Here is a 15,025-nt window from a genome sequence, read left to right on the forward strand (position 1 = left end):
GTGCAACGATCATGCACCAATGGAGCCTGAAAATCCTCTGGACCTCCATGTATAGGACCGGAAGAGGAGAGAACAAAAATGTGTAAGTTTGTCCTAAGTATCTTTACAAACTGCATACCATCGCTTTTTGGACAAAAACGAAGCCTCCAAAGATGACCAAATCAGAAAACAACACTTCGGAAAACATACAGCTCCCATGGTACAACAAGTCGTGGGTGCAGACGCTTGGCATCGTGGCTCTATTCGTAGCCCTCAGCTTTGCCTACTTTTACCCTGCGGCCTTTGAGGGTCGCATGCTTTTCCAGATGGATGGTGCCGCTGCGGCTGGCACCGGTCGTGATGCCAAGCAAATGATGGAGACCACAGGAGAAGTCTCTAGATGGACCGGTAGCCTTTTTGGAGGCATGCCTACCTACCAGATCTCCCCGAGCTATCCGTCCATTGTCCCTCTACGTACAGCAGGAGAGGTTTACCGCTTGCAGTGGCCACTCAACCTTATGCCCGGCGACACCTACTTGATCTTCATGCTACTGCTAGGTGGGTACATCTTCATGCGTAGCTGGGGCACACGACGTATGCTCAGTGTGCTGGGGGCTGTGATGTGGGCTTTCTCGAGCTACTTTTTGATCCTAATCGATGCCGGACATATCTGGAAGCTTTTGGCCCTGGCCTATATTCCCCCCACCCTGGCGGGAATGGTCTATGCTTTTCACCGAGAGAGGTACGTGACCGGAGGATTGGTCATGGCCTTTTTTACTGCGTTGCAGATCTACTCCAACCATATCCAGATGAGCTACTACTTTGCTTTCTTGATGATTGCAATGGTGGGGGCATGGGCTGTGGAGGCTTATCGGCGACGAGCATGGCAGTCGTTTGTGAAGGCTACCGCAACCATAGCACTTGGCGGGATACTGGGCATCCTTATCAATGGAAGCACTCTCTACCATACTTGGGAGTACCAGCAGGAGACTATGAGAGGTGGCAAGCAGACTACCGTACTAAGTGGCGAGGGGGTGTCCAACAATGGTCTGGACAAGCAATACATCACCCAATGGAGCTACGGGATCGATGAGATGCTGACCTTTTTGATACCGGATGCCAAGGGGGGGGCCTCCGGACAGATCGGAGTGGCCGAAGCCACCACGCACGGCGCTCCGGCTCAAAGTGTTGCCTTTGTGGCTCAACAAAATAGATACTGGGGGGATCAACCATTTACGGCCGGCCCGGTATACGTCGGGGCATTTGTACTGGCCTTGGCTCTCTTTGGATTCCTCACCTGCCGGGGGACGATGCAGTGGGCTATGATCGTGGTGACTGTACTGACTGTCATGCTCTCGTGGGGACATAACCTGATGGGCCTTACAGAGTTTTTCATAGACCACATTCCGCTGTACAATAAGTTTAGGACCCCATCCTCAATCCTCGTGGTTGCCGAGCTGACCATACCTCTATTTGCTATTTGGGCTCTGGCACAGATCCTACAAGCTCCCAATGTGTTGAGGGAAAAGAAGTGGGCTACCATCACGGCACTTCTGCTCACCCTGGGCGTTTCGCTCATTATGTGGTTGTTGCCCTCACTTGGTGGGAGCTTTTTTAGCAAAATGGAGTTGGCCGCTTTTAATCAATACCGTGCACAGATGCCTCAGCTGTCACCACTGCTGGACAGTCTGGAGGAGGTCAGGAAAGGAATCTTTAGGGCCGATGCTCTGAGAAGTGCCATAGTCATCTCAGCCGGGGTCGCAATCCTCTACCTTTTCATAAAGCAAAAGATCTCCGCACAATGGACAGTGGCACTAGTGACCCTCCTCTGCCTAGTGGATCTGTGGACCGTAGACAAGCGCTACCTCAACGATGCAAAGTACCTCCCCAAGCGGCAAATAACCGCACGGGTACAACAAAAGACACCGGTCGATGACCTAATCCTGAAAGATACCACGCAGTATCGTGTGATGAACCTAGCGGTCAACACCTTCAACGATGCGACGACCTCATACAACCATAGATCCATAGGTGGATACCACGCAGCCAAGCTCCAACGCTACCAAGACCTCATCGATGGTTACCTAAGCAAGATGGACCCCAACGTCCTACGAGCTCTCAACACCAAGTACTACATCCTACCGGACAGTGTGCACGGAGTCAAGCTGATTGTCGACAATGAGGTGTATGGGGATGCTTGGTTCGTAAGCGGTCTAAAGCAGGTCGCCTCAGCGGACGAGGAGTTTTTGGCACTCAAGGAGACCCCCCTCAATGATATTGCGATAGTGGCACCTCCATTTGACACTCAAGCACCGGCACAGATCTACCGTGACAGTCTGAGCAATGTCACACTGACACACTACCAACCCAATGAGATACGGTACACCACCGAAAACAGTGGAGATGGCTTGGTTGTATTCTCCGAAATCTACTACCCACATGGGTGGACAGCCACGATAGATGGTGTGGACGCAAAGCTCCTCCGAGCCGATTACCTACTGCGTGCGCTTGCAGTACCTGCCGGCAAACACCAAGTCGTACTCTCCTTTCACCCCCAGTCCCTGAGGATCACAGAGGCGATCTCCCGAGGAGCAAGTGCCCTGCTGGCAACAATAGCCATAGGAGCAATTTTGGCCTTTTATTACCGAAAACGTCGACAGGCAAGGCAATGAATCGAATACATCTAGAGAGCGTACTGTCGACCAACAGCTATTTGCGAGAATTGGTCCAAAAGGACCCATCGCTCAGCACCTACACCACGGTCACAGCTGATGAGCAAACCCAGGGAAGAGGCCAAAAAGGCAATTCTTGGGAAAGCGAACCCAAGAAAAACATGACCCTGTCCATATTGCTACGCCCCGACCTACAAACCAATCCTTGCTCCAAAAACTACGACCTAAGCATCCTCGTGGCACTTGCCGTACGCGATATGGTGGAAAAAAGCTTGGATCACCAAGAGGTGAAAGTCAAGTGGCCAAATGACATCCTAGTCGGAGATCGAAAAATAGCCGGGATATTGATTGAAAACGAGTTTGAAGGCTCCCGACTGGTCTACTCCATTGCGGGAATAGGAGTGAACATCAACCAAGAGAGCTTTTGGCACTATCCTCTGCCGGCGACCTCACTCCGACTAGAAAGTGGCAGAGAGCAAGATGTCAACCGCTTCACCGACGAATTGGCAATGACCATCCGGTCCATGGCCGATCGTCTGCCCCAATCTGTAGAGGTCTACCGAGCTCAATACCACCGACACCTCTATCGCCTCAACGAGCCCGGAAGACTCTACAGTCTACCGGACGGGACCCGATTTCGAGGGACCCTGACGCACGTAGAGCCGGATGGCAGGCTGGTGGTGAAAGATGACCTATCCGGAGAGTTGCGCAGCTACACATTCAAGGAGATCAGGTTTGAGCAAGAATGAGATCATAGCTCCCCAAGTAGAGGAGACAGCCGATGGTAGTCGAACCCTCTACCTCCCCGACCTGGACGAACACTATCACTCTGTATACGGTGCTCGCACAGAAAGCATGCACGTCTTTGTCCGCAACGGTCTCCTAAAGTACCACGAAGAGGAGAGGAAACGACAGATCACGATCCTTGAGGTGGGGTTTGGGACCGGTCTCAATGCTCTGCTCACTATCCTAGCCCAACCACTTGATTGCAAAATCTGCTACCACACCTATGAGATTCATCCACTGGAGCAGGAGCTAGTCGGGCAACTTTTTGAGAAAAACCTACCTCAGGACGAGTGGAAACTGATGCAGAAGCTGCACCGGGCGAGCTGGAACAAAGAGTACGAGGTGACAGATCAATTCAGAATATACAAGCATGATGAGGATATTCTACAGGCGGACCTACCATTATCCGACGTGCTCTACATGGACGCATTTGCACCGGACAAGGCTCCTTTGCTTTGGAGCGAAACGCAACTCCAACGACTGGCCAACGCAACAACAGACAACGGACGGCTAAGTACGTACTGTGCAAAGGGGGGCGTCAGAAGGAGGTTGGAAGGGGTAGGCTTTAGGGTAGAGCGGACACCGGGACCACCCGGGGGAAAGCGAGAAATACTTACTTGTAAAAAGAGACCGACAACATGAAAAAGAAGAGAATCGGAATTGTTTCATCCGGAGGCGACGCACCCGGAATCAATGCCGTCATCCGAGCCATCGGAAAAACCGCTCTCGTCGCTCACGACATGGAGGTGCTGGGCTTCATAGACGGCTTCACAGGGATTACCGAGCATCGATATATACCCCTCAACATGGACAACCTATCCAGCCTACTCAGCCGAGGAGGGACTATCTTGGGCAGCAGTCGGGACAAACCTTTCAGAAAAGCACTTCTGAAAGACGAGAATGCGGTCAACGAACTGCGAAGGGCCTGGGACGATCTCGAGCTGGAAGCTCTGGTCTGCATCGGAGGAAATGGCACGCAAAAGACTGCCGCAACGGTGGCGGAGCTAGGATTCAATGTGATTGGCGTACCCAAAACTATCGACAACGATGTCTGGGGGACCGACATCACCTTTGGCTTTGACACAGCTGTCGGGGTAGCCACCGAACTCATCGACAGGATCCACAGCACCGCACAGAGCCACAAACGGGTGATCATCGTGGAGGTGATGGGACACGAGGCCGGATGGATAGCACTACATGCCGGGATGGCCAGTGGAGCAGACGTCATCCTGCTTCCGGAGCTCGGTTGCGATCTGGAGGTTGTCGCCAATGACATCCAAGCCAGATATGAGGATGGCAAGTCATATGCGATTATCGTCGTCGCAGAGGGGATACACTTTGAGGGGCAGGAGACTACTGAGGACTCTGCCAGCAGCTTTTTGTCACACTGGCTGCGCCAAGAAAAAGGAATTGACAGTCGCACAACCGTACTGGGCTATGTACAGAGAGGAGGGGCACCCTCCTCTCACGACCGAAACCTATGCACCAGGATGGGAGCATACGCCACCCAGCTCATCACCAACAAGATATTTGGTGTGATGGTGAGTCTGAAAAATGGGAAAATGACCCATATCCCGCTCTCCGAAGTCAGCGGAAAACTCAGGCTGGTACACCCGGACGATGAACTGATCCGATATGGACGAGAGATGGATGTGAGCTTTGGCGTAGACTTTGGCAAGCTACGTGTAGTGATCGACAACCAATAAGACAAGAACGCACGACCATCCAATGATCCAAAAAGAGCCTATGATGCGGAGCCTCTTTGATGACCCTTACGACACCGACAGTAGCAGGGCACTCTCCGTCACATTCACAATACCCTACCATACCGACCCTTCGTCGCATCTGGTAGTGTCGGGCGAAAGCACGAGCGACGACACAGAGACTTTCACATCAGACTTGTCACAGATCCGGCCGGGAGTATGGCAGACAACAGTCGAGCTAAAGTTTTGCCGTCAGATTGAGCTAAGATACACCTACACCGTACAAGACGGTGACACAATCCTCAGGTCAGAGCCACTCCGGCGACATGCACTTCGTCTACACGGCGCCTCTACCGATCACTCAAGCCGGGTTTGCATCCACGATCTATGGTGTGATCCATCGCCGATGCACCGATTTATGGCTCAGCCCCTTGCATCGCTCATGGGGCTCACCGACCTCAGCTCTGTCCGTATGTTTTCGGCACCTACCAAGAAGCAAAAATCCCTCCTCTTTAGGACCGAGTACCCACTTCCGGGTGACCTTTTATTATGCGGAGAGCACCCGGACTTCGGCGCATGGGATCCCCAAAAAGCTGTTTCGCTGACGCTGACACGGAGCGGATACCTCGTAGAGATCTGTCACGATGTGCCATTCCAATACAAGTTGGTACTCCGACAGTCGGACGGGACCCTCCTCTGGGAGTCGGGCGAAAATCGCCACCACACACCCGCCGGCGACTCTCTGGATATTGTCTCCGAAATTCCTCCTCTCTTTCCGGGCATAGAGCCTCCCAAAGTCAAGCAGATAGAGGGGACAGTCCTACCCATGTTTTCGCTGCGCACCGACCGCTCCTACGGTGTGGGAGACTTGGGAGATGCGGTTGAGTTTGTGCACTGGCTCAAAAAAGTAGGCCAGCAAATCTATCAGCTACTTCCCATCTACGACACCATATTTACAGGTACCACGGACGACACCTACCCCTACAACGCCATCACCACCTTCGGCATCCATCCCATCTACATGGATGTACGACGGCTACCCTATTATCTGCCCCAAAAGAAACGCAAGCAGTGGGAAAAACAAGCCAAAGCCCTCAATGCACTTCCGGCAGTTGACTACCTACCCACACTAGAGCTAAAACTAGAGGTCATCCGAGAGTGTTTGGCAGAGTGGATCCGAAACAATGGAAATGACGATCCCGACTTCCATGCTTTCTGCAAAAAATACCACGAAGACCTATTACCCTATTGTCGGTTTTGCTTCATCCGTGACAGCCACCCCGGCAAGCAGGTAAAGGACTACCCCAAGTACAGCACCTACTCGGAGACCCACAAGGACGACCTCACCTCAGATCCCGATCTACTCCCCTACGCTTACACACAGTACTACCTCTACCGACAACTTCGAGAGCTGCACGACTACGCCAAAAAGGCCGGCATCGCACTCAAGGGCGACTTACCCATAGGAGTCGGTCGCAACAGCGTCGACATGTGGCAACACCCCGAGTACTTTCACTCGGATCGAAATGCCGGATCCCCGCCCGATGGCTTTGCGGCAAATGGGCAAAACTGGGGCTTCCCCACCTACGACTGGGACGCTATTGCCCAAAAAGGCTACATCTGGTGGAGGCGACGCTTCTCAGCCATGCAGGAGTACATGAGCATGATCCGGGTAGATCATATCCTCGGTTTTTTCAGGATCTGGAGCATCCCCACCGACAGCGGTCACTCCGGCGATGGCTACTATGTACCCGGAATCGGCTACCCCCGGGAGACCGTTGGAGGGCTACACTCCTTTTTCACCAAAGACCCTCTTGGCCTCTATCACCCTACCCCATCTCCACAGCTACAGACCGGCTACCAGACCCTGACCGACGAGGACAAGCAGTCACTGCATATCCTCTGCGATGACTACTACCGGAGCCGAAACGAAAACCTATGGCGAAGCACCGCCTATAGACGACTCTTGGGCGTACTCGATACCACCAACATGCTCATTTGTGCCGAAGACCTAGGCGTACTACCTCACACCATACACGAAGTCCTAAAAGCCCTGGAGCTCGCCACTCTCGAAGTGATTCGCATGCCCAAAAAGACAGGATCCACCTACGTCCTTCCGAAAGATCTAGCTCCGCTCAGTGTACTCACCACCTCCACACACGACATGCCAAGCCTCAGAGGATGGTGGTCCGGACTGGAGCCCGAGCAACGAAAAGAGCTTGCCACACTCTATGGGTTTGAGCAGGAACTCACTCCGGCCGGGCTGGTACGCGCACTACGGCATATGCCCTCGCGCCTACTCATCCTCCCCCTACAAGATTGGTGCGTCCTAGCCGGATACGGATCCGAGGTCGACCCACAAGCGGAGCAGATCAACCGGCCCTCAGATCCCCACAACATATGGAACTACCGCATGTATGGGACTATAGACAAACTTCCGACCAAACTGACCTAACCAACAACAAGAACCGTGACCACCTCCAAAGCACTCCTACTACTCGGCACCCTGGCACCCATCAGCGGTGAGCTAGCGGCCCAAGACCACCCGAACATCGTCTTTTTCATGGTCGACGACCTCGGCATAGGAGACCTCGGTGTCTATGGACAACGCTACATCAAGACACCCGCCATCGACCGCCTTGCCCAAGAGGGGATGACCTTCACACAGCACTATGCAGGCTGTACAGTCAGCGCGCCATCCAGGGGATCCCTCCTCACCGGCAAACACACAGGACATGCCTACATCCGAGGCAACAAAGACACCCCCAACCCCGATGGACATACCTACGACCAACCCTTGGCCGCCGAAGAGTTTACCCTCGCAGAGCTCCTAAAGCAAGCCGGCTACCACACTGCATGCATCGGCAAGTGGGGTCTCGGTGGCCCCAATACCCCCGGCGCACCCATAGAGCAGGGCTTCGACTACTTCTTTGGCTATCTGGGCCAACTCAATGCACACCGGCACTACCCCGAGTTTTTGCACGAAGGCAATACATTGGTCAAGCTGGATGGCAATACTTTTGCCCAAGATCTACTGATAGGCCGTGCCCTCGACTACCTCGACCGCTGCAAAGCAACGGACAAGCCCTTTTTCCTATACTTCACCCCCGCACTGCCTCATGCCGACCTCGACATTCCCGAGGAGGAGCGACTAGCCTACGACGGCCAATTTTTGGAAGCACCCCCCAAGAGTACCGGAGGGTACAAGCCCGTGACTCATCCGCGCTCCACCTACGCCGCTATGGTGTCTCGCATCGACAGTGATGTCCAAAAACTCATCGACCGACTACGGAAAAATGGGCAGTTGGACAACACTCTATTCATCTTCACCTCGGACAACGGTGCACACAAGGAGGGCGGACACGATCCCTACTTTTTTGACAGCAACGGTCCCTACCGAGGTACCAAGCGAGATCTATACGAGGGAGGCATCCGGACACCACTCATCGTCTGCTGGCCCAAAGTGACCAAGCCCGGATCCGTATCGTACCACATCTCCGCTTTTTGGGACTTCCTACCTACCCTTGCAGAAATGACCGGCCAAGCCATCCCGCCCAACACCGACGGGATATCCCTCATGCCGACCCTCACCGGAAAAGGAGAGCAAAAGCAACACCGATACCTCTACTGGGAGTTCATGGAAGAGGGTGGCAAGCGCGCCACCCGCTGTGGCGACTGGAAGCTCATCCAACTCCAAGCCAACACCCCCAAAAAGACCCACTACGAGCTATACAACCTCAGCGCAGACCCGGGAGAGCTAAACGATGTGAGCCACCTCTACCCACATATCGTGCAGCAACTCAAGCCCATACTCGAGCAAGAGCACACCCCCTCCACCGTCTACGGCATACCCTGAGTAGTCCACAAGAGTTGTTTTTTCAAAAAACAAAACAAGCCAACCGTCACCCGATAAATGACGACTATCCGAGGAAGTGAATTCTTTTATCCGTGAAAAGTTTCGCTTCTATCCGTGAAACTCAAAGCCCTTTCCAAGCGTCTGATTCTCAATCATTCCCGGAGAGGGCTTTTTGGCGACCTATCGCACGCACATTTTCCTCATCGGATTCTCAAAGACCCGTTAAAAAAAGCTCAGAAAATTACAGTCACAGGCGAAAGAGACTCGATTAGGACACCCCAAAGAGGCAAGCAACAAGAGATCCCCGACAGATCTACCTAGATTGTGTCAATAGAGTCTGCCCAAAAACAACAAAAACAACAATAATTAGGTATTTTCCGCCTGACAAGGTTGTTTTACCTTTGTGCATTGATTGGAAACACAAGGGATACAACTCATGAAAGCTCACCACTTTGCTCTTTTCCTTCTCAGTCTTGCACCTCTAAGCGGCTTTGGGCAAGACAGTTTGATGATGTATCACGAGCTGGACGAAGTGGTCGTCACGGCTACTCGGACCCCCAAAAAAATATCGGACTCCCCGGTACTCACGCAGGTCATCTCACGCAAACAGATCGAGAGACAAGGCTGGATGGACATCAAGTCACTCCTCCAAGATGAGATACCCGGTCTCTCATTTAGCGAAGTGGGATTTGGCACGAGCATCAACCTACAAGGGCTTGGCGCCAAGCACATTTTATTCTTGATCGATGGGGAGCGGATCGCCGGCGAGTCCGGCAACAACATAGACTACACCCGATTGACCCTCAACAACATCGAACGCATCGAGATCGTACAAGGCGCCGGGTCGGCTCTCTACGGCTCACAAGCGATGGGCGGTGTGATCAACATCATCACACGCAAGCCAACCGACCGACTAAGCCTAGGAGTGGACCTGAGATGGGGGACGAGGTTTCAAAAAAACTACCCCCAGATAGAGCCCGACGACAAATACCGATACTACAAGACAAGCACCGACAGGCCCAATGCCGACGGAGCACTGACCATCGGGTACAAAAAGAAAAGCTGGAGCACCCAGACCGCACTCTCGATACAGACCAAAGATGCCTACAACATCTACGACAAAGCCGGCACCACCACATACTACCCCGAGCTCAACAAAACGGTCACCAAGGAGAAAAGCTCCACACCGACCAACATATCCGGGTTCACCACAATGACCGCCAAGCAGACCCTGTCGTGGACCCCTATCAAGGCACTGACCCTGACCGCACGAGGAAGCTACTACTCCAAGCGCGTACATGACCTCTACCTAGACAATAAGCACGAGTACAACCGAGACCTCTCCGGACAGTTTTCTGCAAAATACACCCAACCCGACGGAGGCACGTGGGAGGCAAATATCCACGGAGATCGATACCGTAGATATACGGTATTCGAGCAAAAAAAGATGCAAAAAGAGCTCGTCTACACGCACACAGTCCTCCAACCCAAGATATCGTACAGATGGTCCATCGGCAATGACCATGAGCTGATCACCGGAGCTGAATACCTGCGGGAAGTACTCTACGCAGATAAGTTTAGCAAAGATGGACTGGCAGCCCGAACACAGGGAGCCTACGCACTATTTGTCCAAGATGACTGGAAAATACCGGGGGTCTCACTGAGCATGATCAGCGGGCTAAGGGTAGACTACAACAAGGGATACGGCATCAACCTCTCCCCAAAAGTGGCCCTACTCTACAAGGTATCACCCTTTACCATCCGGCTAAACTACGGCCGTGGCTACCGATCCCCAAGCATCAAAGAACTCTACATGGACTGGGACCACCTCGGGATGTTTTGGATCTACGGTAACAAACAGCTCAAGCCGGAGTCCAACCACTACCTCTCTCTGACGACAGAGTACACACATCCCCAACTGTATGTGATGCTCTCGGGATACTACAACCACTTCACCAATAAGATCGAGGGTATCTGGTCCGAAGACCAAAAAGAGCTTCACTACCGCAACATCTCCAAGGCCACACTAGCCGGAGCCCAACTCCAAATGCGCATCAGACCGCTCATCAGCCTGCCCCTACAGATCTACCTATCATCGCACTACCTGCACCCATTCTTTCACAACGGAGTGAGACTCACCTCCCAGACACCTATCTCCGGGACCGGACGAATAGAGTACCTACAGGACTGGGGCAACCACCGGCTGGCATTCAACATCAGTGCCTCAATAATGGGAAAGAAAAGCCTAGCCGGACTGACAACCATCGAAGACGAAGGCATCCAAAAAGAGACCCCCTACCGAATAAACATACCGGGCTACACTCTGATGCGATCGACCATCGCCTATACCCACCCAAAGTGGGGCACACTCACCGTAGGAGTAGACAACATCCTCAACTACCAAGCGGACGTCGTCTCCTTCAACTCCTATGCCGGACCAGGTCGAAACTTTTTCATGGCCTACCACTTCAACCTGTAAAAACAACTGTCACTATTACCTACTAAAGAGATGAACAAAACAAAAAGCATTCTCGCACTGATCAGTGCACTGGTGCTGTCACTGGCCATCGTCTCCTGCGGAGACAACAAGCCAAACGCACCATCCTCAAAAGACAAAAAAACCTACACGCAGAGCCGACGTTGCAAAGGTGAGCTAGGAAAAGACTGGATCTACTTCAGCTTCGCCACCGGCAAAGAGGTACCGGGGATTGATGAAACCAACTTCAAGGAACGTACCGACTGGGACATTGCGATCCACTCGTTTTACTTCCGTGCCAACTGTGGCACATCCGGCAAAGGCAAAGGAGGGGTCCTCATGACCAACCAGACAAAACTGTCCGCAGTGAAAGAAGCACCCACCGAAGGCTACATCGTGGACAAAGCAATCTCCATATGGGGCTGGAAAGGCGGAGTGATCAAGGCCGAAGTATCCGGCAACCCCGAGCTCAATAAAATGATCGGATTCAGTGGCCCACCCCCAAAATACACACCCTCGGACAACATATTCATCATTCGGACAGCCGATGGGAAATATGCCAAAGTCAAGATGATTAGCTACATAGACGACAGTGGCAGGAGCGGTATCGTCTCCTTTGACTACGTCTACCAACCCGACGGCTCTACTAAGCTTGACTAAAAAAATCCAAACGAAATAGGACAGACAGCATCTCAGGTGCGGCATCGCACCTGAGATACTCTTTTATAGAAAAACCAAGATGAAACGCTCTCGATACACCCTCCTGAAAGGATGGCACAAGTGGATCTGCCTAGTCATCACCGTACTCGTACTGGGCTTTGCCGGATCCGGCATTGTCCTAAACCACAGAGACCTGGTGTCGGGCATTGACCTTCCCCGCTCCTGGCTGCCCAAGGCCTACCACTATAAATCCTGGAGCGGTGGCAGCCTCACCGGGAAGATTCGGGTGGCACCGGACGAGGAGTGGATCTATGGAGCCACCGGAGTATGGGCTTACGACCCACAGCTAAAAAGCTACGACAGCCGAAACAATGGTCTGGACACCGGTGCCGACAGGAGATCGGTCCAAAGAGTGGTCCGGACAAATCGTGGCGACCTCTATGCCCTCACTGCATACGACCTATACATGTGGCAAGCCGGCAAAAAGGAGTGGACAAAACAACCGAAGCTCACGCCCAAAAACGAACGCTTGGCGGACCTGGAAACGCAAGGCGACACCCTTATTTTACTGAGCCGAAGCCACCTGTACCGCATCTTTCCCTCAGAAGAGTCCCCCACGCTCACAGACCTTCCCGCTCCGGACGACTATGAACCACGGGTATCACTATTCAGCACGATCTGGCAGATCCATAGCGGAGCATTCTTTGGGACAATCGGGCGACTGGCTGTTGACCTAATGGGAGTGGCACTCATCCTCCTCTCCATCACCGGCATCTTGATCACTTTTGTCCCCAAGAAAGCAAAGGTGTGGAAGCAATTTATCAAAGAACACAATAGGTGGGGCAAATGGTGCTTTTGGGGGTTACTTTTTGTGACGATCACGGGCGCATTTCTACGTCCTCCGTTGATGATTACAGTCATCAAGGCACAGGTCCCGACCATTCCGGGAACAAACCTTTACAGCACCAACCCGTGGAATAACAAACTGAGAATGATCCGTCGAGACCCCATCACAAAAGAGTGGTTGCTATCAACCTCACGGGGATTTTATGCGCTGGAGCAGTTTGGAAAAGCCCCCAGGCGACTGACCAACACTCCGCCGGTCAGTGTCATGGGACTCAATGTCTGGGAGTGGAGCGACCGTGACTCACTGTGGGTGGTGGGGTCGTTCAGTGGAGCATTCAGGTGGGATCGGCAAAAAGGCCATGTCTACGATGCCCTGACAGGCGAGGTCTACACCGAATCCGGACGAAAAGGCATGCCTATCTTTGGAGCCCCAATCAGTGGTTACACTATTGACTCGGACGGAAGAGAACGATTCTATAGCTACTCCTCAGGTGAACTCCATGCGGAGAACGCAACCGACGCCATGCCCCCAATGCCCACAGAGATAAGCCCCGGTAGGATTTCACTCTGGCATGCCGCACTTGAGCTGCATGTCGGCCGACTGTATGGAAAAATACTCGGTCCGCTCCAGCCTCTATACATATTCCTTTCGGCCCTACTCCTCACCGTGGCATTGGCTACCGGATGGGTCCTCTATAGGCGGTATTACCGGCGGAGAAGAGATAAAAGGCCAAAAAAGTAGCACAAAGTCCACCGAAAGACTTTAGTCACAAGTGGCCGGAGAAAAGCCGATGACCATCAACAGAGAGGGTGTGTCCAAACATAGCTTGGACACACCCTCTCATTTGGATTAGTGACCCCGAAGAGTCATTCGCAACCATCAATAGTGATTGCCTTGGGACATCTCTTCCTTGTCGAACTTGTGGAAATCCAGCTTGCGCCACGCATAAAAAATGTAGGCCAGCACAAAGGGGATAAGCAGACTGGTGTAGGCCATCACCTTGAGCGTGTACTCAGTGGAGGCACTATTTTCGATCGTCAGCGAGCTCTGCAAGTCGTACAGAGAGGGGTAATAGCAGGTATTGCCCCAACCGAGGATCAGCAGACAAGTGGTGACCGTAATGACCACCCCCACACCATGGTACCAGATACCTCTCGTGTAGGTCTTGGAAAAGACAGTCTTTAGGATTCCGAAAAGCACCAAGAGCACGCCCACCAAGAAGCTCACAAGCAGGTAAGGCATAGCGATAAAATTATTGAGGTATTTGTACGGCTCCATATAGACCTCCTTGGTCTCCGGATGGACCGCAAAACCATCTTTCAGCAGGACAAAGCCTACAAAAGCAACGAAGAGAACCAAGAATATCAGGGCATTCGGAAGGAGTTTTTTCCGAAATCTGGCATTCAGCTCCGGCTCCACAATGTTGTTGATGAAGTAGAGGAGGGCTGTAGTGCGGGCAAGGAAAAGGACAGCGAGACCGAATACCAAGTTCCACGGATTGAGCACTGCCTCAAGTCCGTGCAGCTGTATGCCTTGGTAGGGCATCCAGCTGCTGACAGCATTGGTACCTGCTCCAAATCCAGCAATCGCACTTTTGTCCACCAAGAAGTTGGCTCCGGTGTAAAAAGTAGCCACCGCAGTACCGAGCAACAACGGCCCAAGTATACCATTGATCAGCAGTGCCGACTGGTAGGTTTTTGGACCAAAAACATTGCCTAGCTTGTTTTGGAACTCAAAGGAAACCGCCTGTATCACAAAGCAGAGTAGGATCAGCATCCACACCCAATACGCACCCCCAAAGCTAGTGGAGTAAAAGAGAGGGAAAGAGGCAAAGAAAGCCCCGCCAAAGGTCACAAGCGTAGTAAAGGTAAACTCCCACTTTCGGCCCGTGGAGTTGACAATCATTCTGCGCTGCAAAGGCGTCTTACCGTCGGAGAAGATGAACGTCTGTCCGCCTTGGACAAAGAGCAAAAAGACGAGAAGTCCACCCAGCAACGAGATGAGAAACCACCAGTAGTGCTGTAGTATAGCATAGGTATCCATAAG

The 15,025-nt window shown here is 52.7% G+C and carries 10 protein-coding genes; 9 read left to right on the top strand and 1 reads right to left on the bottom strand.

Annotated features, from left to right (window positions below):
• The first annotated feature begins 152 nt into the window (after positions 1 to 152).
• From AC1EK1_RS00575 to AC1EK1_RS00615, 9 genes are all read left to right on the top strand, one after another.
• Positions 153 to 2,651 (top strand): YfhO family protein, encoded by a 2,499-nt coding sequence (locus AC1EK1_RS00575; protein WP_480305107.1) that lies wholly within the window; start codon positions 153 to 155, stop codon positions 2,649 to 2,651.
• On the top strand, positions 2,648 to 3,400 hold the full coding sequence (locus AC1EK1_RS00580; protein ID WP_480305108.1) for a biotin--[acetyl-CoA-carboxylase] ligase: 753 nt from the start codon (positions 2,648 to 2,650) through the stop codon (positions 3,398 to 3,400). The genes AC1EK1_RS00575 and AC1EK1_RS00580 overlap by 4 nt, the downstream gene beginning before the upstream one ends.
• The gene (gene mnmC2 / locus AC1EK1_RS00585; RefSeq protein ID WP_480305109.1) at positions 3,387 to 4,079 is read left to right on the top strand and encodes a tRNA (5-methylaminomethyl-2-thiouridine)(34)-methyltransferase MnmC2; all 693 of its coding nucleotides are present in this window, start codon (positions 3,387 to 3,389) and stop codon (positions 4,077 to 4,079) included. The genes AC1EK1_RS00580 and mnmC2 overlap by 14 nt, the downstream gene beginning before the upstream one ends.
• Positions 4,076 to 5,143 (top strand): 6-phosphofructokinase, encoded by a 1,068-nt coding sequence (locus AC1EK1_RS00590; protein ID WP_480305110.1) that lies wholly within the window; start codon positions 4,076 to 4,078, stop codon positions 5,141 to 5,143. The genes mnmC2 and AC1EK1_RS00590 overlap by 4 nt, the downstream gene beginning before the upstream one ends.
• Positions 5,144 to 5,165: 22 nt before the next feature.
• Positions 5,166 to 7,595, top strand: coding sequence for a 4-alpha-glucanotransferase (locus AC1EK1_RS00595; protein ID WP_480305111.1), 2,430 nt, complete (start codon positions 5,166 to 5,168; stop codon positions 7,593 to 7,595).
• 15 nt (positions 7,596 to 7,610) lie between these two features.
• Positions 7,611 to 8,996 (top strand): arylsulfatase, encoded by a 1,386-nt coding sequence (locus tag AC1EK1_RS00600; RefSeq protein WP_480305112.1) that lies wholly within the window; start codon positions 7,611 to 7,613, stop codon positions 8,994 to 8,996.
• 508 nt (positions 8,997 to 9,504) lie between these two features.
• Positions 9,505 to 11,475 (top strand): TonB-dependent receptor plug domain-containing protein, encoded by a 1,971-nt coding sequence (locus AC1EK1_RS00605; RefSeq protein ID WP_480305113.1) that lies wholly within the window; start codon positions 9,505 to 9,507, stop codon positions 11,473 to 11,475.
• A 30-nt stretch (positions 11,476 to 11,505) separates the two neighbouring features.
• Positions 11,506 to 12,132, top strand: a complete 627-nt coding sequence (locus AC1EK1_RS00610; protein WP_480305114.1) for an HmuY family protein — start codon at positions 11,506 to 11,508, stop codon at positions 12,130 to 12,132.
• A gap of 79 nt (positions 12,133 to 12,211) precedes the next feature.
• Positions 12,212 to 13,720 carry a PepSY-associated TM helix domain-containing protein gene (locus tag AC1EK1_RS00615; RefSeq protein ID WP_480305115.1) on the top strand — a complete coding sequence of 503 codons (1,509 nt, stop codon included), beginning with the start codon at positions 12,212 to 12,214 and terminating at the stop codon, positions 13,718 to 13,720.
• Positions 13,721 to 13,858: 138 nt separating this feature from the next.
• On the opposite strand, the gene AC1EK1_RS00620 is transcribed toward AC1EK1_RS00615, so the two are convergent.
• Complete coding sequence (locus tag AC1EK1_RS00620) at positions 13,859 to 15,022, bottom strand: cytochrome d ubiquinol oxidase subunit II (protein ID WP_480305116.1); 1,164 nt, start codon at positions 15,020 to 15,022, stop codon at positions 13,859 to 13,861.
• Positions 15,023 to 15,025 lie beyond the last annotated feature (3 nt).

It is taken from the genome of Porphyromonas sp. C0026D3 (assembly GCF_056590775.1).